Here is a 25,025-nt window from a genome sequence, read left to right on the forward strand (position 1 = left end):
TGTTGAATTGTTTAGCGTGAGCTACATGAAAATTGCTAAATTGTTAGTAATAAAATTCGTCAATAAATGGAAAGGAATTATTTACAATTAAATCAGATAACGGCTTATACAAAATCCTTTCATCTGAGCAATTTTGTATGGGATTTGGTATCTGGTTGGGAAAGCTTTGCAAAATATACCGTCGGGCAGCAGTTTGTTGATGCTCTTGATTCGATTTCAGCTAATATTGCTGAAGGTTTTGGCCGATATCATAAAAAAGATAAGGTCAAGTTTTATTATTATAGCTTTGGTTCGGTTAAGGAATGCCTAGACTGGAACGAAAAAGCAAGAGTTAGAAAGTTGGTGAATGAAGAAGCATATTCAAAGATTTTTGCAACTTTGGAAACTTTGCCGAAAGAAATTCATCAACTAATAAAATTTACAAATGAAAAATTGAAGATTTAATTAAAAGCTACTAAAGCAATTAAATTTTTAGTACGAGAGAAAGAAAACAATTGAGCAATATAACAATACAGCAATCTGTAAGAAGAATAACCATATTAGGTTCTACAGGAAGTGTAGGTACACAAGCACTGGAAGTGGTAAGGGATCATCCCTCAACATTTAAAGTTGTTGTCCTATCTGCATTAAAGAATTCGGAATTACTGATTCAACAGGCAAAGGAATTTAAACCAGCTATTGTTGTGATCTGTGATGAAAACAAGTACAATGAAGTAAAAAATGCTTTATCTGCTTTTGATATTAAAGTTTTAGCGGGTGAAGATGCTTTATCAGAAGTTGCGGCTTATGGTGACAGCGATGTCGTGTTGACCGCATTAATGGGCTCGGTAGGACTAAAGCCTACTATTGCTGCTATTAAGGCAGGAAAAAATATTGCTTTGGCCAACAAAGAAACCTTAGTGGTTGCTGGTGAACTAATTACACAACTGGCAACAGAACATCAGGTTGAAATTTTACCAGTCGATTCGGAGCATTCGGCCATATTTCAATGTCTGGTGGGTGAGGAGCAGAATGAAATCGAGAAAATTTATTTAACAGCTTCTGGCGGGCCATTTCTAGGCAAAACAAAAGATTTCTTATCTACAGTAAAAAAGGAGCAGGCTTTAAAACATCCCAACTGGGTGATGGGCGCAAAAATCACGATCGATTCCGCATCCCTAATGAATAAAGGTTTGGAAGTAATTGAGGCAAAGTGGTTATTTAACCTGGATGTAGATCAGATTGATGTGATTGTTCACCCGCAGTCTATCATTCATTCAATTGTTCAGTTTACCGATGGCTCCATGAAGGCGCAGATGGGCGTTCCGGATATGAAACTGCCCATTCAGTATGCTTTAAATTATCCCGATAGGCTAAAAAACAATTTTAAGCGTTTTAACTTCTTAGATTATCCAAACTTTAGCTTTCAAAAGGCCGACATGGAAACATTCAGGAATTTAAATCTGGCATTCACTTCTTTGCGAAAAGGGGGGAATATGCCATGTATTTTAAATGCGGCGAATGAAATTGTTGTAGATGCATTTTTGAAGGATAAAATTGGTTTTCTGCAGATGAGTGAGGTTATAGAACAGTGTATGGAAGAAATCAGTTTTATTGAAAAACCTCAATTGAGTGATTATTTAGAAACTGACAAACATAGCCGTATCTTAGCCGGCGAATTAGTAACAAAAAGTATAGTTTAACATCTAACATAAAAATTTTATAAGAAAATATGAATGGATTGATTATGGCGGGGCAGCTGCTGCTCGGATTGTCTTTATTGGTAATATTACACGAATTAGGGCATTTCCTGGCAGCCAGAGCATTTGGTATTAAAGTAGAAAAGTTTTATTTATTTTTTGATGCATGGGGTTTCAAGCTTTTTAGTTTCAAAAAAGGTGATGTTGAATATGGAGTGGGATGGTTACCACTTGGTGGTTATGTGAAAATAGCCGGAATGATTGATGAGAGTATGGACACAGAGCAAATGGCTCAACCTGCTCAACCCTGGGAATTCCGTTCTAAACCAGCCTGGCAACGTTTAATCGTGATGTTAGGTGGTATTATTGTTAATGTGATTGTAGGTATTTTTATCTTCTGGATGTTAACCTTCAACATCGGACAAAATTATACCGTTAATGGCAAGCTAAACAATGGTATTTCTGTAGGTGCAATTGGTAAAGAAATCGGTTTAAAAAATGGAGATAAAATTTTGGCTATCAATGGCAATAAATTAATCCGTTTTGAAGATGCGATATCGAGCAAAGTATTGTTTGATGGTGCACAATTAACCATCTTAAGAGAGAATAAAACCCTTTACATCTCTGTTCCCGATACCATTTTAAATAAAATATCGAAGAACGATAAAGAGAATTTCATCACGCCGCGATATATCATGGAGCGTGTTGATAAGGTCAGTGCACCTGATGAAAAGGCTGATAAACCATCATTTTTTGATAAACTGTTTGGCAGAAAGTTCGAGAAACCGGTATATCCGGCTTATGCCGCAGGTATTAAACCCGGCGATAGTATTTTAGCCGTTAATGGTAAGCAGATTACTTTCTTCGATCAGTTTAAAGAAGAGGTTTCTACAAATAAGTTAAAACCTATTACCGTTAAAGCATTGCGCAAAGGTAAGGAGGTAACATTCGACCTTAAAGTAAGTAAAGAGGGGACAATTGGTATTATCCCTAACCTGAAGATGCCAGAAACTGCACATGTAGATTTTGGCTTCATAGAGTCGTTACCAGTTGGCGCCAGCATGGCATGGAGCACTTTTGTAGATAATGCAAAAGGTATTGGTAAAATGATAACCGGAAAGTTAAGTGCACGTAATATCAGCAGCCCGATTGGGATTGCAAAGGTTTATGGCAGTACTTTCGACTGGGTTAAATTCTGGACTTTAACAGGTTTGATTTCGATGGCCCTGGCCTTCATGAATTTATTGCCTATTCCAGGCTTAGATGGAGGTCACGTCGTGTTTCTTTTGATCGAAATGGTACAACGTAAGCCGGTAAGCGAAAAAGTGCTGGAAAAAGCACAGATTGTAGGTTTTGTAATCTTAATCTGTTTGATGGTGTTTGCTTTTGGTAATGATATTCTAAAATCCTTCGGTAAGTAAAACCAAATTTATATCATTGCCGCAGATGCGCAGATTTGACCATTCGGATCTGTACATCTGCGGCTTTTTAATTTAATACATCATGAGTGTTGTAGCATCAGATACTAATTATTTCGATTTTTACGAGTTACCGATTCTGTTTAATCCAGATCAGAATGCGGTAAAAGCAAAGTTTTATGCTTTAAGCAAACAGTTTCACCCCGATTTTTATGCCAATGAAAGCGAAGAGAAGCAGCAGGAAGTGCTTAATCTGTCAACGCTGAACAACAAGGCCTATCAAACACTAAGCAATGCTAAGAAACGCTTAAAATACGTACTGGAATTAAAAGGGATTGTAGAAGCTGATGAAGCTTATCAATTGCCACAATCTTTTCTGATGGAAATGATGGATATTAACGAGGCTTTAATGGATTTGGAATTTGAGCCAGATGCCGAAAAGAGCGCACAGGTCAAACGCGATGTTGAAGTGATAGAAAAGGATTTAGCCGATGAACTAAAGGATCTGATGAGTCAGTTCGACAGCAACCCTCAAGAATCAGATGCACTGTTGCCTGCTATAAAAGATAATTTTTACCGACAAAAGTATATCGATCGGATTAGAGAACGATTGGTGAAATAGAATTAAGTCCGAAGACGGGAGTCGGAGGTCCGAAGATAATGATGCAAAACGCTAGGTGCCTGAGCTTGTAATCGCTATCTCTTTGTTCAGTGTTTCCGTGGCAAATAACAACAGCGGATTGTAAAATCATTTTTTAGTTTTTGACAGGTAAAAGCTTTGTTCTACTTTCGGAGCAAACAATCAGATCAATGAATAGCTCCCTTTCTATTTTCCGTAAAGTAGCCGTAGCAGAAGGAATATCCTACCTGCTTTTATTATTTGTAGCCATGCCTTTAAAATACTTCGCAGATCTTCCTTTGTATGTAAAGTATACCGGATGGGCACACGGTTTGTTATTTGTATTGTATGCCGCTACCTTAATTTTGGCCTGGCAAGAGCAAAAATGGAAGTTTGGCAAAGCTGTTTTAATTTTCCTGGCTTCTTTACTTCCTTTCGCACCTTTTATCGTCGACCGAAAGCTAAAAGACGAAAAAGCACTAAACTAATTGTCCATTACACAAATTACTTACCTTAGGGTTATATGTGTTTGACAAATGATCGCCAGGGGTAGGTTAGATATTCGTTTTACCGAACTTTTTAAGGGTGCATTATACTGTATAGGCAGTGCTTGCGGTTTTAAAAAAGAACAGCTCTTTTTCTCTGAAGGGCAGTTGCCTTGTCTCTCTGTTCGTACAGGCTTACATCTCGTATTAGACTCACTAAATCTTGAGCCTGGTGACGAAATACTGGTTGCAGATATTAACATCCCGGATATGTTTGCCATTATCGCTGCCCATCAGCTAAAAGTGGTACCTCTAGCTATAGATAAAAACACGCTTGGCCTATCCACTGAGCAGATAGCGGCTGCTGTTACGCCCAAAACGAAACTGCTGCTAATTACCCATTTATTTGGTGCCATAATGGATACTGAAGCACTGCTTCACGTAGCCAAACTGCATAACCTGATCGTAGTAGAGGATTGTGCACAAGCTTATGACGGAGTTTATGAGGGTAATGTGAAATCAGATGTAGTATTGTTCAGTTTCGGACTAATTAAGACGAATACCGCTTTAAGCGGCGCGATACTTTGTATTCGAAATGAAGAACTATTTGCTGCGGTAAAAACATTAAACAACAGGCTGCCGGTACAAAAAGGTAATCGATACTTCAAAAAAATAATCATTGCTACCCTGATTAACATCCTAACCGCAAGATGGCTATTTACCCTGGCTTATTGGCTTTGCAGGCAATTTGGTAAAGACTTTGATGCTTTTATTACGGGTTTTACAAGAGGTTTTCCAGGTGCGGATGTAATGAAGAAAATTAAATACAGACCATGTTATGCTAATTTGCGGATGTTGCAGCATAAATTGAGTAATTTTAATCAAGCTCATATTCATAAAAGAAAGATCCTGGCAAATCAATTATTGCAGGATGTAGATTCGCGAAATATTATTGGAGGTGGAAACCTAAGGCATACACATTGGGTAATCCCGATCGTGGTGGCTAATCCATCACTGTTAATCGATAAATTAAGGGCAAAAGGATTCGATGCCACGTCAAAAGCCTCCAGTTTAGTTAAGATCGGTTTCACCAGTTTGTTGTCAAAAACCTCAAATGAGCTAACACTTCAAAATTTAGTTTATCTGCCAATGAATATGGAAATGACTAAAAAAGAAGTTAAACAATTGAATCAGTTGTTATTAGATAATCTGTTAAACTGAAGGTATCCTCTTAAATCAGATTAAAAATAAAAAGAAGCAAATAAAATTTGCGAATGAATTGCTTAATTTATACATTTGCATCCCGCTGAATAAGCAAATGCCCAGCTGGCGGAATTGGTAGACGCGCTGGTCTCAAACACCTGTGGGAAACCGTGCCGGTTCGACTCCGGCGCTGGGTACAAACCCTCTTTACATTGCGTAGAGAGGGTTTTGTTTTTTAGAACAAGTTCTCAGCAGGAAGATTAATCCTAAACGCCAATTTCAAGCCTGTATCCTTTGCCCCGTATCACAACAATGTTGATATTGGGATCGGGCTCCAGTTTTTTTCTAAGTTTTGATATGAACATATCCAGACTACGTCCCACGATCACCCCTTCATCTTCCCATATCTCTTTTTGTAGTCGGTTTCGAGCGATGGTTTCGTTAGGCGACAGTGCAAAAATGAGCATTAAACGGGTTTCAGTTCCGGTTAAGTCTGTTGGTTTTCCATTTAAGATAAGCTTACGGTTTTTCGCATCAAACAAAACTGAACCCAAGGTAATTATATCTGAATGCTGATCATCATCCGATATAGTTCTTCGCGGCTTAACAGATCTCAAAAAAATAAAACCAATAAATGCTAAAAATGGCAGACTGCCCAGCAAATACCCATTCTTTGCGGTGATTATGCCGGTAGGTTTGAATTTAATATTGATCATGTAACATGCTTTGGGTTGCTTTCTTCCCAGGCATGTTACAATATCATCTTTTTTATTTTGGGATATCGCATAGCTGTAAGCTACACTGGAATTGCCACAATTCAGCACTTTAACAACATAATCATCTGCCATTGGGTCTTTGGCCAGCACGCGACTGGTAATATTCACCAGCGCACCTGGTTGAAAAGTTAGCGCATGTTCAAACCCAACCTGGTATTCATTTGCCGCGATCTTTTTTACCGGCAGCACCCTTGATGTACTGTCGCCCGACTGTAAGAGGAGTTCATGTCCTATTCTGCGAAGTAAAACTTCTCTCCTGGCCATATCAAAATCGTCACTGCCGGTTATACTGAAGGCTGCGCAAATTACAGCAATACATAAAAGCATGAATCCAAATAGATACTTGCTATTACCGGATAGTAGATTTCGACTAAGATGCATAGTGTCAATATTTTATTTTACAAAGTTTACATTTTTATTTACAATAAAAGTTACGCAGGCCGAAAAATATCAAAGTAATTTTACTGAATCAAGTTTGATCGCATATGAAAAATAAATGATGGCTTATCCGATCTGACTGATCAAGAAAATTTATATAATTTAATAAACCCATAAAAATGATGAAAAAAGTAATTTATGCGCTGATATTACCATTGGTTGTGGTGAGCGGACTAGTATTTGCGAATCGTGAAATCAAGAATGAAACGACTAATAAACCATCGCCAAAGCCGCTTTCTGCTGCTGAAAGGAATGCCGAAAAGAAAAAGTGGGAGGCTAGTCCTGATGGTATAAAGTTCAAATCATGGGAAGCGTCTCCCGGAGGGCAAAAAGTGCTTAACGGTGCTGCTAAAATAAGGGAACATCTCAGCGCTTTTAGCAATATGGAGGCTGTGGTAACCTCGCTTTCTCTTCCGCCAGGATCAAGATTAGGTTTCGGTGTTATGGCCAGGATTAATGGTGACGATTATATTGTAAAATTTGAGCCGGAAAAATCTCAGCTGGAGCAATTGCATAGCCTGAAAGTTAACGACAAAATAATAATAAGAAGCCATGTCGTATCGTACGCACCTAAGTATTCCTATCCGATAGTATCCTGCGAATATGCAGAACGAGATAGCAAAGTGATTTTTAAACGTATCCCCCGCAAAGGCGGTTGCTAAATAAATTAAATAACGTTAGAGAGTATTTACTCCCATAAATGGATCTTACTACTAATTTGTTTAAATGAAAAAAGCCAAGTGATTACTTGGCTTTTTCTAGTGTTTCAAAGCGCTGCTTCAGCCTGCGCTTCAAAATAGATGTCAAATCGTTAATATCACTAAGCCCAGTATATGGATTAGTTAGTACAAGTCTGTCTTTTAGTGACTTCGGTAGGTCATTTAGTGATTTGTCATCATCTATAATAACCAAATCTTGATACCTTATATTATTTTTCATAATCCATTGTTCAATCTCCATTTTACGATTGATTCTTGTGGAAGTAGAATAACTGGTCTGAATAATGGATATATGGTTCATCTCTATGCCCCTAGATTCAAATATCTCTTTCCATCTTAGGGTTGAAAATTTGAACCTATGTGATGTAGACAGAATTACCTCATCCTTTGTCTTATAAAGAACACATTTTAAAATGGTTACAGCGAGCGCATTGAATTTATAAAATCCATCATCCTCTAATTCTACAGGACGATGTGGATTAGCGTGAACCATTACACCATCAATGTCTAAGAAAAATTTCATATGACTTTAATAACTCTAGTTAATTCATTTAAGTGCTCATCACTTTTACATTTCCTGCCATGTTCGGTAAAATCATCCCAGTCATGTATTTCATCTATCTCAACAGTACCATAATGCCTTTTCATGTCACAATGAGAACTTGTATAGTCAGATTCATCATTCAAGATACCAGCTAGGGAATAAGAAATATAGGTATGATTTCCATCCACTACCATGTTTTTATATCTACAAATTCGAATTTGCCCAAATCTATATCCTTGACATACACGCCTGTACATACGCTTTATTATCGCAAAACACAGTCGTTGTTGCGCCGTTTGATATTTATGTTCGTTATTGTTCAGGAAATCCCTTAAGTATTCTATTGTAAGTTCTTTAAATTCGTCCAAAAGCGTTTTATAATTTTATTAAAATTATAAAGAATCTTTTAAAGATACACTAAAACTATGCCATATCAATATTAGATCTATAATAACTTCTCTAGGTGCTGTCAGGTCTTTTGTCTTTTTTGTATAGTGATAACGATTTAAAGTGATTAATTCAGGTGTCTATAGTTTGGCATCTCAGTAACAGACGATATATTGAAAGCCGTCACAATATTCATAGCTTTGTAAAGACAAATAGGTAAAAAACTACTATCCATTAAACTGTCAGTACGAAGATCTCTCACTATGGAGCTTCATAAGGAAAAAAATCTTTTAAATATTGAAAGTTCCAATTATGATTACCTACAGGGTAGAAAGTTTTTCGAAACATTCACCTTGTTAACCAGATTTTTACTCGTAAGTTTTATCAATCAAAAACGAAATAGCATCTTCAATTTCCGATCTTCCTTCCTTACTTTTTACGTCCAATCCGCAGAAAGTGCAGTCATTTGTAGTGGCGTAAATGTCTAAATAGTAAATTCCCGATATCAGGAGCGCAATAATGGCCCGGTATCTTTTCGCATTTTCCTTAAAATGTGGATCGGTAATGCTTTCAAACAAGAGGGCACCATTTTCTTCGCGGTCATTTGCGAGTTTTTTTAACGATTTCCTGTTCTCTATTAATCCCCAGAGCAGGATTTTCTGCAGCTCCTTATTTTTGAAAACATAATCGAATTGGGAGCGCAACATGGCTTTAGAAAATGCTTTTCCGCCATCATTCAACATAGTACCTCCCGATTCATCTTTTACATTGCTCCAGAAATCCTGCGAGCGGATATATTCATCAATGAGTTCATCCTTTCCCCCAAAATAGTTATAGATCAGTTTTTTGTCCAGGCCTGCAGTGCGTGCGATATCGTTAACCTTGAGACCTGAGAAACCTTTGGTATGGAGTATTTTCTCCACCGCATCTAAAAATTTCTGTTTACTTTTTTCCTTGTTTCTTAAGGATTTAACCCCTGTTTGTTGTTCCATATGATGAAAAATAAGCGTGCTGGAAAATTACACAATCAATTTTAAATATTTTTGTCACCAATTGGTGATATATTGTATATTTGTTCGGCAAAAGAGGCATGCGGAATAATTGTATAGCTCTTTGCGATAACCAAACGACGTTAAATCACCACAAACGATATGAAAAAGGCCATTCCGATTACCGAATTATCTGTACAAGAATTATATAAAAAGAAGCAAAGTTTGCAAGGCGTGATGATTGGACTAGGCCTGGTGCTGCTTGCTGCCAGTGTGATCATACTTTATCTTGCCTTCTCATCCAAAATGCCCAAAGTGCTTATTATAGTTCCTATTTGTTGTTCGCTAACCTTTTTACCGGCTTTTATTAGCCTGGGGCAGATTAATACTGAAATTAAAAACAGGGACGCTAAAAAATAGTTATCGATGTTAACTGATTGTCTAAATTGTGCTGCTCCGGTTACGCAGAATTATTGTGCGAACTGCGGACAAAAATCTACTACACACCGTTATTCCATTAAACATTTCCTTGCACATGATTTTATTCATGGTGTTTGGCATGTAGATAAAGGCATCTTATTTACCCTAAAAGGCCTTTTCACCCGGCCAGGGCACAGTGTCCGCGAATTTATTCAGGGTAAAAGGGTACCGTATTTTAGTTTTGTGACGCTCATCCTGCTCATACTGACGGTATCAGGTCTTATTGCGCCGTATACACACGGCAATATGTCTGATCTGATGCCTCAGGGAAGCAGATCGATGATGAATGATCTTGAAAAATTTATCTCTGGTCATCCCAAGCTGGTCCTCATTATTGCCATTCCTGTTTAATCTTTTTTTAGTTTTATCTGGTTCAGAAAAGCGAAACTTAATTTTTCCGAACACCTGGTTCTAAATTCAAACCGGATTATCGTTGAACTGATCATTGGCCTGTTTGTTGCTGCACTGATCATTTTTTACACCAATACCAAAGTGCTGGTATTTTTGTATTTCGGAGTATTGAGCTTTTTTGGCTTTTTTTATAGCATCTGGTTTTATTATCAGTTTTTTTCCGGATTTAACTATAGTAAAAAAGCATTGTTATTCAGAAGTATCCTCGTTCCGGCTTCATACTACGTTTTGTCATTTTTGATCGGCGTGGTATTTGCCATTGTTAAAATGAGCCATTAATAATTTTTCATCTACCTATGAAAATTATGCTGCAAGTTTCAGGCTTGCATTTTGGTGAGGCTATATTATAAATAGATTGTCATCCTGAGCCTGTCGAAGGATCGGTAAATCCACACCTTATGATACAGCCTCTATTTTAATTTTAGCATTCGCAACCTGACTAATAACGTTGCTCCATTCATTTTCCATCTCCTTTTTTCGTAACTTCTATTCAAAATTGGTATTTTTCGTTGATGGATGTGATTGCAAATTTTCCGACACTGGATATCAGTGAATTTTGGCCCCGGGAAGATTCGGGAAATAATTTGCTTTATCATGAAATAATTGGGGAAAGGCATATCGAAAAACCGCACAAGCATGATTTTTTTCTTTTTATGCTTTTTGAGCAGGGAAGTGGCCTGCATACCATCGATTTTTCAGATCATCAGGTTGCCGGTGGTCAGTTGCACTTATTGTTTCCTGAACAGATCCATAAATGGGAATTGGGGAAAGAAACCCATGCCCATCAGCTTATGATTAGTAGGAGCATATTCGAAACGCTGGCCAATTCTTTACGTTTTTCATTGATCTTATATCAAAATTATCCGGTTATCAACTTAAGTGCCGAAGCTTACGGAAAAATCCTGCACGAATTTCGGAGCATCAAATTGGAACTCGCAAAACCTGCGATACTTTGGGAAATTATCAATACCAGGATCAGGCTTATTGCCCTGATGCTTAGTCAGGAAGCAGAAACGTTGTTCAATAACCAAACGGTTTACCAAAGCAAACCTGTGTTGTTTAAATACCGCTCGCTGATTGATCTGCATTATAAAAAGGAAAAACTTGTGGCATTTTACGCCGATCAATTGAATATTTCGGCAAATTACCTGAACATGCTCTGCAAAAAGCATTTTCATGTATCCGCTACCGCCTTGATTCACGAACGTTTAATCCTCGAAGCAAAACGGATTTTACTCACCACCGAAAGGCCCATTAAAGCCATTGCCTTCGATCTGGGTTTTTATGATGTGGCCTATTTTTCTAAATTCTTTAAAAACCAAACCCGTATGACACCTCGCGCATTTCGCGAACAGTTATGAATTGCACAAAATATAGCCTGAAAAACCGATCAATGAACACAGGTAGTTATAAATCGTACAATTTTTAATATAAATCCTACCATTCATAAACATAACAGAACGTTATTTTTGTAGGAAAGAAATCCTGTTATGATAAACCCAAATTCGATCTCAAGAAAAGATTTTATTAAAAGCTCATCTATTTTGCTTGCCAGTAGTTGTTTACTATCAACAGAACAGGCAATTGCCGAAGAAAATGTAGCAAGTAATTTTGCTGGAAAAACCCTGACCCTAAAAAATGTAAGGCTTGAAACAGGATTTGAGTATGATGAAGATGAAGTAATCAAAACAAAAACCGATCTTTTTATCATCGAGATCGAAGATGGTAAGGTGAAGAATGTGCTTCCCAATAATGCTCAGGCAAAAGCGATTGATGCAAAAGGATTGTTAATGCTTCCTGCTTTCAGAGATATGCACATCCACCTGGATAAAACCTATTATGGATTGCCCTGGCAGGCACATTTGAAGAAAAACAGATCAGTGAAAGATATGATCGCTTTCGAACAGCAGATCATCCCTGAGCTGTTAAAAACTTCTATACCACGATCCGAAAAATTGATTGAATTGCTCCAGTCGTACGGAACCAGTTACGCCCGTTCGCATGTAAATATTGATCCTACCTCGGGATTAGATTCCCTGAAACATTTAGAAACCGCGTTATTGCATAAAAAGAAATCATTTCAGGCAGAACTTGTGGCTTTTCCTCAACATGGAATTTATTATACCAAATCGGCAGATTTATTGAAGGAAGCTGCACAAATGGATATCGATTTTATTGGGGGTTTAGATCCGACTTCTATTGACGGTGGCATTGAAAAACACATGGATTTTGTGATACAGCTGGCGCTGGACCATGGAAAGGGGATAGATATCCATCTTCATGAATCGGGCGAATCGGGTGTAAAAACAATCGAATACCTGATTGATAAAGTGATGGAAAACCCGGCATTGAAAGGAAAAACCTATGTGAGTCATGCTTTTGCACTGCGGTATCTCGACAAAATCAAAACGGAAGAAATAGCCGAAAAGCTTGGTGCGGCAAAAATGGGAATAGCTTCAACCATTCCGCTTTCTGGTAACCCGATGCCTATCCCCGCATTGTACAAACATGGTGTAGAAGTGGTGGCAGGTAATGATTGTATTGTCGATCATTGGAATACTTTTGGTACTGGAAGCATTCTGCAAAAGGCCAATATCGCTGCCCAGATTTACGGCTATCGTACAGAATTTGAACTTTCTAGGATACTGAAACTGGCTACCGGCAATATTCTTCCTTTGGATGACAAAGGGAAAAAACAGTGGCCAAAAGCGGGGGATAAAGCGAATGTGGTACTGGTTGATGCCAGTTGCTCTGCAGAGGCTGTATCCAGAGTATCACCAGTTAAAAGCTTAATTCATGATGGTAATTTAGTTTTCTGATCAGGTCAAAATGAATTGCAATATTTCCGATAGAATGAAGCGGTAACCCTAGTCTTTCGTAGAAAAATCTTATCTTGATTTTACACACAAATAAATCTTAAGGATATGAAAATTACATTAGACACAAAATCCCTTTTGCTGGGATTTCTGGGCGCAGGCTTAATGTTTACCGCCATCAGTTTTAAAAATGGACAAGATCAGAGTATTGGAAGATATCGCACCCAGGTAGGGGCGAGTGATTTAGTCGTAATTCTGGATTCTCAAACAGGAAATTACATTATTGCGCCTGGTATACGAGATTTTGGAAAAGTACAATGGGTAAAGGGAGAGTTTGATAAAACATTTGGCACTGCGATAGACAATAAAAGAGAGGCGAAATAATTGTTATGGACAGTGTTGATGATTGAAGTATAATATTTCGATTATTTTACGCTTATCCGCTCAACAATAGCTTTTCCTGTCGATTCTTCAATGCCTTCAATTTCGCCATATTTTACATTCGGGAGCCAGAAGCTGCCGCCTTGAATCCTGATAAACAACCGCGTAACTCTGATTATCCGGTTGTTTATCGTTACCGAAACATGGTAACTTTTATCGCTATACTTTTGCAGGTAAAAAGGCAGTTTTTTATGTGATACAAACCTAAATTCATATTTATCAGCTCCAAGCGCTTTCGTATCGATGCCGTAGGCGAACTTTCGTTGGATATAACCGAGTTCTTTTTTCTGTCCTTTTTCACCATAACGGATCCAGTAAACCTGAATAGGCGCATCAGGATTAATGCTGCCGTTTTCCTTGAGGTTTAAGGCATAAATTAAGGTATTGGTATTTGGATCGCGCTGGAGGTAAAATAACATATGATCTACATTTTTAGGCGTAGGAAAACTGAGGGGGGATGGATCTTTCGATTGCGCCCTGCTTTGATTGGGAAAATGAAAGAAAATTAAAGTGATTAGAAATATTTTAATTACCGTTCGAATTTTATGGTTTACTGAATGCATGCTAGGTTTTTAATTTATAGATAAGCGCGATTGTATCGATTTCAAGTGTCTGTATTTTGTTCATCTTGATCATGAATTTCTTCTTCAGTTTGCTTTAACTGCTCATTGTAAAGCCGATCTGATTCGGCCCTACAATTTTCATAATCATCTAATTTTTCTTTCGAAGTGTTTCCATGGATCTCAAAAAAATCCCTGATCGATGGATAATCAAAATATACCGACATATGAATGAATTTTAATTACAAGTTTCAGAAAGGATAGCCATTGATCGTCCGTCGAATACAGTAAATACCTGCGTTCAAACTCATCTTTTCTGCAATTGCAGAAGGAATTAGCACCTTGTAGGGTAACAGGTTGCTAAGACATCAAAGGGCCATTCCCTCCGTCTTTCTTGATAAGTGTATTAAACAATTAAAATGTTTAGACGTCATGGACGGAATCGAACCGCCGTACCAGGTTTTGCAGACCTTTACCTAACCACTCGGCCACATGACTATAAATCTCTTCTATATACCCCTAAAAGCAGCTATTTGAATAAGATAAAACAAAGGTATAAAATAATTACTATAAAATCTATAGAAATAGTAGTTTTATTTATATTGGTCTGAAAATCTGAATAATATCTATGCTAATTAGCGTTTTGGACAGCGTGAAAAGCCTTCGTATAGAAACACCAAAGGACAAATCTATTAAGCTTTGTCCTTTGGTGTTGATGAAGCAAAAAGACGAGTTTTAGCCTAACTTTCTGCCGGTATTAATTACGTTAACCCCATTAAACCGGGTGGTGGCACTTCCGTGCGAAACCGCACTGACTTGCCCGGGCTGGCCTTTTCCATCGGAAAATGTACCACCTAGCCGGTAATCGTTTTTATCACAACGTTGCACGCAGGAGTTCCAGAATTCCTGGGTATTGGCCTGGTAGGCCGCGTCTTTAAGCATGCCAACAATTTTACCTTCTTTAATTTCGTAAGCCAGCTGTGCGCTGAACTGGAAATTATATCGCTGCTGATCGATGGAATAGGAATTCCTCCCGAACATGTAAATGCCTTTCTCCACATTTTTCACCATATCAGCCGCACTTAAAGCCGCATTCCCAGGTGCCAGTGAAACATTTGGCATTCTTTGAAACTGGATACTTTCCCAGCTATCGGCATAACAGCAGCCTTGCGATTCTTTCAATCCTAAAATATGCGCCTGGTCGCGGATGGTCTGGTAATTCACCAAAATCCCATCTTTAATGATATCCCACTGCCCACATTTTACACCTTCATCATCGTAACCTACTGCACCTAAGGAGCCAACTTCGAGCTTATCGGCAATGATGTTTACCTCTTTGCTGCCGAAGTTGAATTTTTTACTTTCCCATTTATCCAGGGTTAAGAAACTGGTGCCCGCATAATTGGCTTCGTAACCCAAAACGCGGTCTAATTCGGTTGGGTGACCAACAGATTCGTGGATGGTTAAAAACAGGTGAGAGGGGTCTAAAACCAGGTCATATTTGCCTGGAGCGATGGGTTTTGCTTTTAGCTTTTCGTCAACGTGTGCGGCGGCTTCGCGTACATCTTCCAGCATATCGTAACGCTTTTTGTACATCGTAACCGGGCCACCTTTAATTTTTTCTTCGTCTTTTGGTTTCAGGTATTCAAAACCCATACCCATTGGAGCGCTTAAGGCATTTCTGGTTTCGAATTTGCCACTTGCTGCATCCGTTTTGGTTAAGGTAAAGGTTGGCCATATCCTGTGGATATCCTGATCGATATAGGAGCCTTCGGTTGAAGCAAAGTATTTCTGCTCATTAATCATAAAGAGGTTGGAACTGATGTACTTTGCCCCACCTTTCATGGCCTCGCTATTTACTTTTAGAAGGAGATCAACTTTATCTGCAATAGGTACTTCAAAGGCATTAATTTCAACTGGTGTTTTCCAGCTTACGTCGCCATATCCTTTTTGCGCGGCCAGTTGGACCGGTTGATCCATCAGTTTTGAATTTCCTTTTGCAATGGCTACGGCAGCCTCGGCAGCTTTGGCAATACTGCTATTATCCAGGTTATTGGTTGCCGCAAAACCCCAGCTTCCATTGGCGATAACACGAACACCTAAACCATAAGATTCGGAATTAGAGATGTTTTCTACCCTGGTTTCTCTGGTGGCCACTACCTGATTTAAATACCGGCCTATACGTACATCAGCATAAGTTGCGCCTTTGCTTTTTGCAGCGTTGAGCGCAACATCGGCCATTTTTTTCTTTAGTGCAACATCAACAGGTGTTAAAGATTCTTCAACAGAAATTATTTTGCCAAAAGCAGGTATATTGGGCACCATGCTGGCACCGAGGCCAACACCTGTCATATATAAAAAATCTCTTCTTCTCAATTTTGTATATTTTTAATAAAAAGGTCGTCATCTCGACTGGAACGCAGTGGAAAGGAGAGATCTATCTAGGCAGATCTCTCGACTTCGCTGCACTCCGCTCGAGATGACGGTATTTAGAGGGAATTCCTTAAATCGCATCTGATAACGAAGTGAACGTAAAATCGCGGATTTTCATCGGCGGAATTAAGCCACTTCCTGTTCTCACTGGTTTACCTAAGGCTTCAACATTGTTGAGCATAATGACCGGACTTTCGTTGAACCTGAAATTTTTAATCGGGAATTTTATCTCACCATTTTCGATATAAAAAGTACCATCACGGGTTAATCCGGTCAGTAATAATGTCTGTGGATCCACTGAGCGGATATACCAGAAACGGGTAACCAATATTCCTTTTTCCGTACTTTTGATTAAGTCTTCCAGGGATTGTGTTCCGCCTTCGATAATTACACTGCGGCTAAATGGAATAGGCTCGACATTTTTTTGTGCTGCCCAATACCTCGAATAGGAAAGATTTTTTACAATCCCTTTTTCTACCCATTGTGTGCGCTTTACGGGCAAACCATCTCCATTCCATGTTGCTGATGGGATTTCAGTATTCATGGGATCAGAGTAAATGTTTACATTCTCCGAAAACAACTGTTCTCCTAAGCGCGTCCCACCGCCCTTTTTGCTCATAAAACTTCTGCCTTCATCAGCACTTCTGGCATCGAAACCCCTAAACATATTGCTTAAGATGTCGCTGGCTGCGAGAGGCTCTAAAATCACCGTATACTTGCCCGGCTCAATGGCTTTTGCACCTGCAGAGCCATTGGCTTTACCTGCCGCAATTTTACTTAGCGCAAGTGTATCCATTTTGTCTAAATCGTTGAAATCCTGCTCCACATAACCCGAACCGGTACCTTGCTTATTTCTAACCGTTACCGAGAAAGAAACGTTTGTACCCTTGTTGTAAGCGAATAAACCTTTGGAGTTCATGATGGCATTAAAACGGGTTGCATTTTCCAGGAAACCTGCGGCATCTAATCCGGCAGCTTTTGATACGCTTAAACTTTTACCCACCATTTCGGCCCTGGTATCGGGTGTCATGGCAGCTGTTTTTGCATTATAGGTATTTGATTCTGCAAAGGTTTGCGGACCTAAAAGGGGCATAAACTCTGGGTTTTCTGGTGCCAGCATCGCCAATTCTTCTGCTCTTTTTACTACTTTTTGCAAAGAGGCATCATCAAATTCGTTTATTGTGGCTGAGCCAGTTTTTTTACCAAAGGTTGAACTTACGCCTAAACTCATGGTGCTGATCTGACCTGCGGTAGAAACTGCATTACGGGCGTAACGGATATTTCCACCGTCAGAACCGTTTAAACCTACTTCGCAGAAATCGGCTTTCGAATATCCGATTACTTTTTTTAATATCGCCTGGGCTTCTTCTTTACTTAATATGGCCATAATTATATTTTTCTTGCTGTATTGATAACATTAACTCCATTAAACCGGGTAGTGGCACTGCCATGCGAAACAGCACTGCTTTGCGAAGGCTGCCCTTTTCCATCATTGAACGAACCGCCTAAACGATAATCGCTTTCATCGCAAATGGCATTGCACGAATTCCAGAACTCCTGGGTATTGGCCTGATAGGCCACATCGTTAAGCATGCCTGCAATTTTACCTTCCTTAATTTCATAGAAAATTTGTCCGCCGAACTGGAAATTGTAACGTTGCTGATCGATAGAAAAACTTCCATCGCCGATGATGTAAATGCCTTTTTCAACGTTTTTGATCATATCATCCACACTTAGTTTTTCTTTGCCTGGCTGTAATGAAACATTTGGCATGCGCTGAAACTGAACATCATCCCAGCCCTGCGAATAACAGCAGCCATTAGATTCTGTTAAACCGATAATGTGCGCCTGATCGCGGATGGCCTGATAGCTTGTTAATACGCCGTTTTTGATCAGGTCCCATTTTTTGCATTTTACACCTTCATCATCGTAACCAACAGCGCCCAGCGATCCAACCTGGGTTTTATCGGCCACAATATTTACTTTATCGCTGCCAAACTTAAATTTTTTCGATTCCCATTTGTCTAATGTAAGGAAACTGGTACCCGCGTAATTGGCTTCGTAGCCTAAAACACGGTCTAATTCAGTCGGGTGACCCACAGATTCGTGGATGGTTAACCAAAGGTGGGAAGGATCTAAAACCAGATCATATTTACCCGGCTCAACGGATTTAGCTTTTACTTTTTCGGTTGCTACTCGGGCGGCCTCTTTTACATCTTCCAGCATATCGTAACGACCTTTGTAGCGGGTTACAATCCCGGTAACCTTATCCTCAGGGCGGGCATGCATATATTCATATCCTTTGCCTGAGGGCGCACTCAATGCATTACGGGTTTTAAATTTACCCGATTCGCGATCGACTTTGGTTACATTAAAAGTTGGGTAAATGCGGTGAACATCCTGATCGATGTAAGAACCATCAGTAGAAGCGAAGTATTTTTGTTCATTAACCGCGAAAATAACGGAGTTTACAAAATTGGCTCCATTCTGCATGGCCACGTCGTTCACATTCAAAAGCAGGTCTACTTTTTCCTTTACCGGAACTTCGAAAGCATTAATTTCGATCGGTGTTTTCCAGCTTACCTCACCATAACCTTTTTGGGGAGCCAGCTGAACCGGTTCGCCCTGTATTTTAGCATTGGCTTTTGCAACGGCCACCGCTTGTTCAGCGGCTTTGGCAATGGCATCTTTGGTTACATTGTTTGTGGCAGCAAAGCCCCAGCAACCATTGGCTAAAACGCGAATACCCACACCATACGATTCGGTATTGGCTACGCCTTGAACACGTTTTTCGCGGGTGGCTACAAACTGGTTCAAATAACGGCCTATGCGGATATCGGCATAAGTTGCACCTTTTGATTTTGCTGCATTTAAAGCAACATCAGCCAGTTCTTTTTTAATTTTTACATCTACTCCATCTAGGGCCTGTAAAGGGTCTATGGGAGTTCCGAATGCAGAAAGGTCGGGCAGGAGCAGGGCACCCATACCCATTCCGGATAAGTAGAGGAAGTCTTTTCTTTTCAATTGGTTGAATTTAGTTAGTTTACGATTTCAATATAGCCAATTATGAGGCTAAAACTGGAAATTGATTATAACATTTTAGTTTCAAAGGCCGATATTTAAGTATAAATGATTTATTAGGTGATTTTAGCGACTAATAAACGCAGGTTTTAGTGCCTTAGGTATGGTATTTGGTTTTTTTTGCCACGGAAACACTGAAAGCACGGAGCTGATTTGTATGGTATTGCGGCGGTTTGTGATAGTGTGCAACGACCAATCATGTTGCTAAGTAGATTTTTCAAGAAGTCAAGTTTTAAAAACTTGACTTCTTTCTCGGAAATAGCCATACAATTTAAACAGTCAAAATCCTTGCTTCGTACCATAAAAAAGCAGCAGCAAGCACAAAACCTGTAAAGAACCACCAGAGTGATATTTCCTTCTCCAGAATGGTGTCTGTTAATTTGTTATTGGCTTCAGTAGTATTCTGGTTTTTGATAAACTGACGGGTCTCGTCTAATTTTTGCTGATTTTTGTGTGCTTTCCAATCGGTTTTTTTATAAATGTATACTGGCTCGATGGTTTGATTTATTTCCAGGTTTGTCCAGCCTGAATTTTGAGGCCAGTATAAAGCATCCCATTGGAAAGGAAGTGCCATATTTTGCCGCGGACTAAGTGAAATGTTATCAATTTTTAATACTGGTACCTTATTTGACGCTGCCAGATCTGCAATAATCTTCGTTTTTTGATGAATAACGGGAAATTGAGGAATGAAGCTTACAGACTGAATATCGTTTCTTTTTCTTGCGGCGTTAGCCAAAAGTTTAGACCAATAGCTTGCATAATCAGTTTTTTGCCCAGATAATAGCCAATTGTATGTAGCGGAAAGTGTAGAGACCAATACTTTACCAGAACCGCTGATGTTGCTATTGACCACTGTTTTACCATTGGCATCAACAATAAGTGGTTGATCACTTTGATTGGCCTTTAAAAACAATGTTTGCTCGAGGGGCAATGGATTAAACTTCAGGTGAGCTTCTACAAGCGTTAAATTTAGCGGTTTCCCTTTTAAGACAGGCGATTCGAATCGGCTAAACCTGCCACTGAGTGTAGTTGTAGCCTTTAAATTAGTCACCCTGATTAATAAACCCATTCCGTTATTAACGGCAAAATCTATTGAAAACCGTTCGCTGGGGCTGATGGCCGCTAACTCTTCTTCATCAATGATCATCATGTCGAATTTTTTTAATGACGATGCATTGATGCGATTAAGGTTAACGCTATCGATGTTCAGAAAGTCGAAAGCATATTTATTTTTACTGATCTGACTTCTGAAAGCCAGCGGGTATTGATTTTCGTATAACCAGTTTTTTAAAAATTTGTATTCGAAATCAGGAAAAGATGCCAGGATTAAAACTTTCATGGGCTCCTGGTCGCCAAGTTGTACAGGAACCGGTTCTTTAGCCAAAGTATCCTTTTTATTTAAGGATATTAATTCGTAAACTGCCTTTCCTGTTTGCTTTGGGAAAGTTTTAAAGGAGAAGGTTTTGTTCGCTTTGGCTTCAATACTGATTGAATCTACGGTTTTGCCTAAACCTTTGAGCAAAAGTTTAATTGTTTCATCGCCTGAATTTTGATAAGTGCCCTGAACCTGTAATAATTCGGTCGTTTTTAATTGAGCTGGCCAATTTGCCGCGATGATTCCTCGAGGATTGGCGGTAGGGTGGAAAGTGATCTGATATCCTTCCAGCAGCTCCAATTCAGCAGCATTTAAGCCATAACCATAAATATTCAGTTTTCGGATATTGGGGTTCGATTTTAGGAAATAAGAAAGATCGGGAATAATTATGGCCTTCGTATTTTTTAAATCTGGAGAATAAAGCGCATATTTCTTTCCTTTTAGGCTGCCAATCGAAGCAGGATTAGCACCTTCGGTGAGTAAGATGATTTCATCGGTGTTTTGTGGCAGGTGTGTTTCGTATTTGATCGGCACGATTAATAAGACAAAACAACTCACGGCAATTATACTTGCTATAATCCGCCACACTAATCTGGCCCGATTGGTTCTGCGTACCTCTTTGTATAGCAAAAATGCCAATAAAATTAACCCAGTCAGAATAGCGATGTATTTAAATTCCATATCTATCTGCCGGTTTTGTTGAGGTTATTAAAATAGTTTTGGTACAAAGCCGAAGCCGGGCCAGCGCTTTGTGTCTGTGGTTTGGCCGATTCGGTATTGATCATTTTTTGTATGGCTTGCTGAACCAGGTCGATGTCTTTAACCACCAGCTTATTACCCGTACTTAACTTCCTTAAACTACTTAAGGCATTTAAATAAGTAGCAGGATGATCGGCTGCAGCCCCAATCATGTATTTCTCTGTTTCGCTGAGTAAAAATTGATCCTGTTCACTAAACTTTTTGCCTGCTTTTCTGCTTTCCAGCAAGGCAAGTACTGTTTTTAAGGAAGCGGTCCTTTTTTCTTTTTGCTCAAACGACATTTTCTGTACGGGTTGCGTAATCTTATCCAGTTCGCCGGTTAAGCGTTTTTCGGGTTTTAATGCCGATGTTTTTACGGTAGTTTTAGCCACATAAGCACGGGATTTTTGTTGCAGGTCTTTGAGCAGCCTCAGCGCTTTATATTCGTATGGTAATGCTTCCTGGGGTTTATAGGTTCTCAAACGAAGTTCGGCATTCCACATTTCAGTTAAAACAGCCTTTAACTGTGCCTTCATTTCCGGTTCAAAAAAGGTAGCATCTTCGGCAATGTCATGTTTGTGGGCGTATTTATCCATAATTTCAGTCACATCCCCAAATTTTTCACCCTCTCCCTTTTGTCCGGCATGTTCATCGTGGTCATCATGATCGCCGCCGATTTCGGTTTCGTTTTCTTCACCCAAAAACTGTCCATACCGCAATCGCAACAGCTTTTGATCGATACCCAGATCATTGCTTCTGGTTTTGAAAGTTGCAACAGGCAGCGTCGATTGTTCTTTGAGCAATTTTTCAGTATCAATAATGATTTGCCTTTCGCTTCTGAAATATTCCGGAACCAGGTTAACACCATTGGTCATGCCTGCTAAACTCATTAACTCTGCGGTATCCACAATTGAAACAAAATAAACATCCGACCGGCTCGACTGACCATGGTTATCCATCGCTTTGATGAAAAAGTAAAGCTCATCACCGGGTTTCATGCCGAGGCTTTTCAGGTCAATTAATCTACCTAACGAAATGTTCTTCCGGTTGTCAAAACTGGTATTGAAGGATAATTTTTTTTCGGTAAAACTCACGCCCTCGCCTTTGCCACTGGCCATGGTTGCCGATATAAAGGCATCGCTAATACCGTAATCATCTGTAAGTGATACCTGTAGGTTAATTTTTTGTGGCTGACCGATATCAATTGTGGTATGCTGTTTGGGTTGTGTAATTTTAATCGTAACGGGCAAATCGGGGATGATCTCCATCTGGTAGAGATCTGATTTTTTGCCATCCAGTTCCAATTGATAAAAGCCTGATTTATTAATGGTTTTGGCATAAACCCATTGTGTATTTGATTTATTTAAAGGTTTTAACGAAACAATTTCATTGTCGTTAAAGATCAGTTTCAGTTTTTTGATGCCAATATTCGTCTCTATTTTCCAGTTTATTTGAGCACCTGTTTCGGCGGTGATGGTAAATTGTTTCTGTTTGCGTTCTCCTTTCCCAGTATAGGCTGGGGGAATAATGGTTGCGCTGAAATCGGAAATCTCAGCCGGGATATTTTCTTTGATTGTGGGAATTTGGTTAAGCTTTTCGTGAAAGTTTAAAGGTTCTTTTTTGAGCAGGGGGATTTTGCTAATCCCAAAGCTGATGAATAAAGCCGCAAGCAAAATGCCCAAACCCAGATATAATTTCTTGGCTGGTTCTTTAGGTTGTGGAAGGCCTGGGAGGATATTTTCAATCTTATTGCGTTGCAATTGTTGTAAGATCGATAATTCAGTCTCCTGCTGAAGCAACAGATCGGCACTTTCTTCCAGTTCAGGATATTGATTATTGACGAATCTCGAAACATCATGGTTGGTGGTTTTCCAAATGGGTTTCCTGAACAAAAGAACAGCCAGAGCCGCAGGAAAAACAATTGCAAAAAGCCATGGTGAAAAATGCAGCAGGTACACGCCAATAACCGATATAACCAGTGCGATAGCCAATGCAATTGCAAAGGTGCTGATCAGGTAAAAGCTAATCCACTTTTTCCTTAGGTTACTGATCCAGTTTTGTCCTTCAGCTTTTAACATAATTCGGTTTTTTTCTGAATGATAAAATACGTTCGGTAACCAAAATCAATAAGGCAGCGATCCAAAATAAAGTGCCAAGCGCTTTATTTTGAGTACTTTTTGTGGCCGATTGGGCTTTGTTGATCTCGAAGACATTATTTTGAGCGGTAGATAAACGTCGCTGATCATTAGGATGGTCTTCAAAACCAAAATCATTTGGGGTTTTATCTTGTAAAAGCAGGGGCATTAATGCTTTTACAAATATACCATCCCAAACCAGTTCATTCCATTGCGGATTAAACCGGCTATAAAAATGAAATGTATTTAGATTATTTACCTTTTCATTGGTCAATATTGCATTTCCAAAGCCGTCGGTCCATATTTTTTCTGATTGATTATTCGAAACAACCTTTTTACTCCATTTAATGTGGCGACCATAAAGGTTAAGGGCAGATGGTGAGGTGATTACTTTCCCTTTTTCATATTGAAACAAGTTTCCACTGGCTGCGATTGAAGATTTAAAAATTGGAGTAACCGGATCATCCGATAACCAGAAACCAATAGCTACCTTTCCGGAAACAGGATTAATGATGATTTTCCGTTTCGTAAAGCTGCCAATGGCCTTTAAAGCCGCAATGAGGTATTTACCATCTTCAATGCCTGAGCCTTCATGTATAGCGATGTTTACTGGCACTTCATCTGCCGGGTTTAAAGCTTCGTAGGTGGTATTGGATGGATTCGATTTTGCCTCATATTTCTTTCCTGCGTAGCTGGCAATCCAGCTGCTCAGGGTATCCGTTTGGTTTAAGGGGATGTATTTGAGTTTGCAGCTAAGGCTTGGCCATTCGTTCCCAAAATGGTTTAAGCGCCGGTCTGCAAAAAGATAAACGCTTGCACCTGCGGGAACAAAATGATTCGCCGCAGTCAGTAAGGTCGTGTAATTTAAGCTATTGCGCTGTTTTACTTCAGCAGTAGTATCTTTTAAGGTTAATGGCGCAAAACCCATATTAAAATCGTGGATTTCATAACCCTTTTTTAGCAATGAATCGATCGTTTTTTTATGTGTTTTGAAAACCTGTGGAAAAGTGGCTTTATCTGCCAGAATCCATCCATTTTTACTATTGCCTGAAATATTTTTTTTTAGATATGGCTGCGCCAGCAGAAATGCCAGTAGTGCCAAAAGCAAACAGCGTAAAACCAATAAAAGCCAGTCGTTAATTCTGAAGCTTTTTGAACTTGCCCTCGAGCTTTCGCCCAGCAATGCAATGCTGCCAATCTTAACCGTTTTACCCTGTTTAACGTTCCACAAGTGGATTAGGAGCGGAATAATTAATCCTGCCAGCGCCACTAAACCTATGGGATATAAAAATTGCACC

At 39.3% G+C, this 25,025-nt stretch carries 23 protein-coding genes, 2 tRNA genes, 1 pseudogene and 1 riboswitch; of the genes and pseudogenes, 13 read left to right on the forward strand and 13 right to left on the reverse strand.

Annotated features, from left to right (window positions below):
• Positions 1 to 66 precede the first annotated feature (66 nt).
• The 7 genes from CA265_03745 to CA265_03775 all read left to right on the forward strand — a co-directional run bounded on the left by CA265_03745 (position 67) and on the right by CA265_03775 (position 5,604).
• Positions 67 to 444 carry a hypothetical protein gene (locus CA265_03745; GenBank protein ARS38842.1) on the forward strand — a complete coding sequence of 126 codons (378 nt, stop codon included), beginning with the start codon at positions 67 to 69 and terminating at the stop codon, positions 442 to 444.
• A gap of 65 nt (positions 445 to 509) precedes the next feature.
• Positions 510 to 1,682, forward strand: a complete 1,173-nt coding sequence (locus CA265_03750; protein ID ARS42875.1) for a 1-deoxy-D-xylulose-5-phosphate reductoisomerase — start codon at positions 510 to 512, stop codon at positions 1,680 to 1,682.
• Between the two features lie 29 nt (positions 1,683 to 1,711).
• A complete protein-coding gene (locus CA265_03755) occupies positions 1,712 to 3,100 on the forward strand; it encodes an RIP metalloprotease RseP (GenBank protein ARS38843.1) in 1,389 nt (462 codons plus the stop codon).
• A gap of 82 nt (positions 3,101 to 3,182) precedes the next feature.
• A complete protein-coding gene (locus CA265_03760; GenBank protein ARS38844.1) occupies positions 3,183 to 3,719 on the forward strand; it encodes a Fe-S protein assembly co-chaperone HscB in 537 nt (178 codons plus the stop codon).
• Between the two features lie 188 nt (positions 3,720 to 3,907).
• Complete coding sequence (locus tag CA265_03765) at positions 3,908 to 4,204, forward strand: hypothetical protein (GenBank protein ID ARS38845.1); 297 nt, start codon at positions 3,908 to 3,910, stop codon at positions 4,202 to 4,204.
• A 48-nt stretch (positions 4,205 to 4,252) separates the two neighbouring features.
• Positions 4,253 to 5,422: a hypothetical protein gene (locus CA265_03770; protein ARS38846.1), complete on the forward strand. Its 1,170-nt coding sequence runs from the start codon at positions 4,253 to 4,255 to the stop codon at positions 5,420 to 5,422.
• Between the two features lie 99 nt (positions 5,423 to 5,521).
• Positions 5,522 to 5,604, forward strand: a tRNA-Leu gene (locus tag CA265_03775).
• Positions 5,605 to 5,670: 66 nt separating this feature from the next.
• Here CA265_03775 and CA265_03780 read toward each other — a convergent pair.
• Positions 5,671 to 6,561 (reverse strand): transcriptional regulator, encoded by an 891-nt coding sequence (locus CA265_03780; GenBank protein ID ARS38847.1) that lies wholly within the window; start codon positions 6,559 to 6,561, stop codon positions 5,671 to 5,673.
• Between the two features lie 179 nt (positions 6,562 to 6,740).
• On the opposite strand from CA265_03780, the gene CA265_03785 reads away from it, so the two are divergent.
• Positions 6,741 to 7,280: a hypothetical protein gene (locus CA265_03785; protein ARS42876.1), complete on the forward strand. Its 540-nt coding sequence runs from the start codon at positions 6,741 to 6,743 to the stop codon at positions 7,278 to 7,280.
• Positions 7,281 to 7,362: 82 nt separating this feature from the next.
• Here the strand turns inward: CA265_03785 and CA265_03790 are convergent, their stop codons facing one another.
• From CA265_03790 to CA265_03800, 3 genes are all read right to left on the reverse strand, one after another.
• Entirely contained in the window at positions 7,363 to 7,860 is a 498-nt protein-coding gene (locus tag CA265_03790; protein ID ARS38848.1) for a hypothetical protein, read from the reverse strand.
• Positions 7,857 to 8,249 (reverse strand): hypothetical protein, encoded by a 393-nt coding sequence (locus tag CA265_03795; protein ID ARS38849.1) that lies wholly within the window; start codon positions 8,247 to 8,249, stop codon positions 7,857 to 7,859. Before CA265_03795 ends, CA265_03790 begins: the two co-directional genes overlap by 4 nt.
• A gap of 387 nt (positions 8,250 to 8,636) precedes the next feature.
• Entirely contained in the window at positions 8,637 to 9,260 is a 624-nt protein-coding gene (locus tag CA265_03800) for a TetR family transcriptional regulator (protein ARS38850.1), read from the reverse strand.
• 159 nt (positions 9,261 to 9,419) lie between these two features.
• On the opposite strand from CA265_03800, the gene CA265_03805 reads away from it, so the two are divergent.
• The 5 genes and pseudogenes from CA265_03805 to CA265_03825 all read left to right on the forward strand — a co-directional run bounded on the left by CA265_03805 (position 9,420) and on the right by CA265_03825 (position 13,348).
• The gene (locus tag CA265_03805; protein ARS38851.1) at positions 9,420 to 9,677 is read left to right on the forward strand and encodes a hypothetical protein; all 258 of its coding nucleotides are present in this window, start codon (positions 9,420 to 9,422) and stop codon (positions 9,675 to 9,677) included.
• A 6-nt stretch (positions 9,678 to 9,683) separates the two neighbouring features.
• A pseudogene (locus CA265_03810) lies at positions 9,684 to 10,427 on the forward strand (hypothetical protein).
• Between the two features lie 233 nt (positions 10,428 to 10,660).
• Positions 10,661 to 11,509, forward strand: coding sequence for an AraC family transcriptional regulator (locus CA265_03815; GenBank protein ID ARS38852.1), 849 nt, complete (start codon positions 10,661 to 10,663; stop codon positions 11,507 to 11,509).
• A 129-nt stretch (positions 11,510 to 11,638) separates the two neighbouring features.
• On the forward strand, positions 11,639 to 12,967 hold the full coding sequence (locus tag CA265_03820; GenBank protein ID ARS38853.1) for a deaminase: 1,329 nt from the start codon (positions 11,639 to 11,641) through the stop codon (positions 12,965 to 12,967).
• Positions 12,968 to 13,072: 105 nt separating this feature from the next.
• Complete coding sequence (locus CA265_03825) at positions 13,073 to 13,348, forward strand: hypothetical protein (protein ARS38854.1); 276 nt, start codon at positions 13,073 to 13,075, stop codon at positions 13,346 to 13,348.
• 41 nt (positions 13,349 to 13,389) lie between these two features.
• Here CA265_03825 and CA265_03830 read toward each other — a convergent pair whose 3' ends face one another.
• The 9 genes from CA265_03830 to CA265_03870 form a co-directional block, all read right to left on the reverse strand.
• Complete coding sequence (locus CA265_03830; GenBank protein ID ARS38855.1) at positions 13,390 to 13,968, reverse strand: DUF4833 domain-containing protein; 579 nt, start codon at positions 13,966 to 13,968, stop codon at positions 13,390 to 13,392.
• Positions 13,969 to 14,009: 41 nt separating this feature from the next.
• The gene (locus CA265_03835) at positions 14,010 to 14,192 is read right to left on the reverse strand and encodes a hypothetical protein (protein ARS38856.1); all 183 of its coding nucleotides are present in this window, start codon (positions 14,190 to 14,192) and stop codon (positions 14,010 to 14,012) included.
• Positions 14,193 to 14,269: 77 nt separating this feature from the next.
• Positions 14,270 to 14,369, reverse strand: a riboswitch (SAM riboswitch).
• A 20-nt stretch (positions 14,370 to 14,389) separates the two neighbouring features.
• Positions 14,390 to 14,463: transfer RNA gene (locus tag CA265_03840), tRNA-Cys, on the reverse strand.
• A 237-nt stretch (positions 14,464 to 14,700) separates the two neighbouring features.
• A complete protein-coding gene (locus CA265_03845; GenBank protein ARS38857.1) occupies positions 14,701 to 16,341 on the reverse strand; it encodes a TldD protein in 1,641 nt (546 codons plus the stop codon).
• Positions 16,342 to 16,468: 127 nt separating this feature from the next.
• Positions 16,469 to 17,785 (reverse strand): peptidase C69, encoded by a 1,317-nt coding sequence (locus CA265_03850; protein ID ARS38858.1) that lies wholly within the window; start codon positions 17,783 to 17,785, stop codon positions 16,469 to 16,471.
• A gap of 2 nt (positions 17,786 to 17,787) precedes the next feature.
• Positions 17,788 to 19,422, reverse strand: a complete 1,635-nt coding sequence (locus CA265_03855) for a TldD protein (protein ID ARS38859.1) — start codon at positions 19,420 to 19,422, stop codon at positions 17,788 to 17,790.
• A gap of 328 nt (positions 19,423 to 19,750) precedes the next feature.
• On the reverse strand, positions 19,751 to 21,535 hold the full coding sequence (locus CA265_03860) for a hypothetical protein (GenBank protein ID ARS38860.1): 1,785 nt from the start codon (positions 21,533 to 21,535) through the stop codon (positions 19,751 to 19,753).
• A gap of 2 nt (positions 21,536 to 21,537) precedes the next feature.
• Entirely contained in the window at positions 21,538 to 23,670 is a 2,133-nt protein-coding gene (locus tag CA265_03865) for a hypothetical protein (GenBank protein ID ARS38861.1), read from the reverse strand.
• Positions 23,657 to 25,024, reverse strand: a complete 1,368-nt coding sequence (locus CA265_03870) for a hypothetical protein (protein ARS38862.1) — start codon at positions 25,022 to 25,024, stop codon at positions 23,657 to 23,659. The genes CA265_03865 and CA265_03870 overlap by 14 nt, the downstream gene beginning before the upstream one ends.
• Position 25,025: the final 1 nt, after the last annotated feature.

It is taken from the genome of Sphingobacteriaceae bacterium GW460-11-11-14-LB5 (genome assembly GCA_002151545.1).
Classification (GTDB): Bacteria; Bacteroidota; Bacteroidia; order Sphingobacteriales; family Sphingobacteriaceae; genus Pedobacter.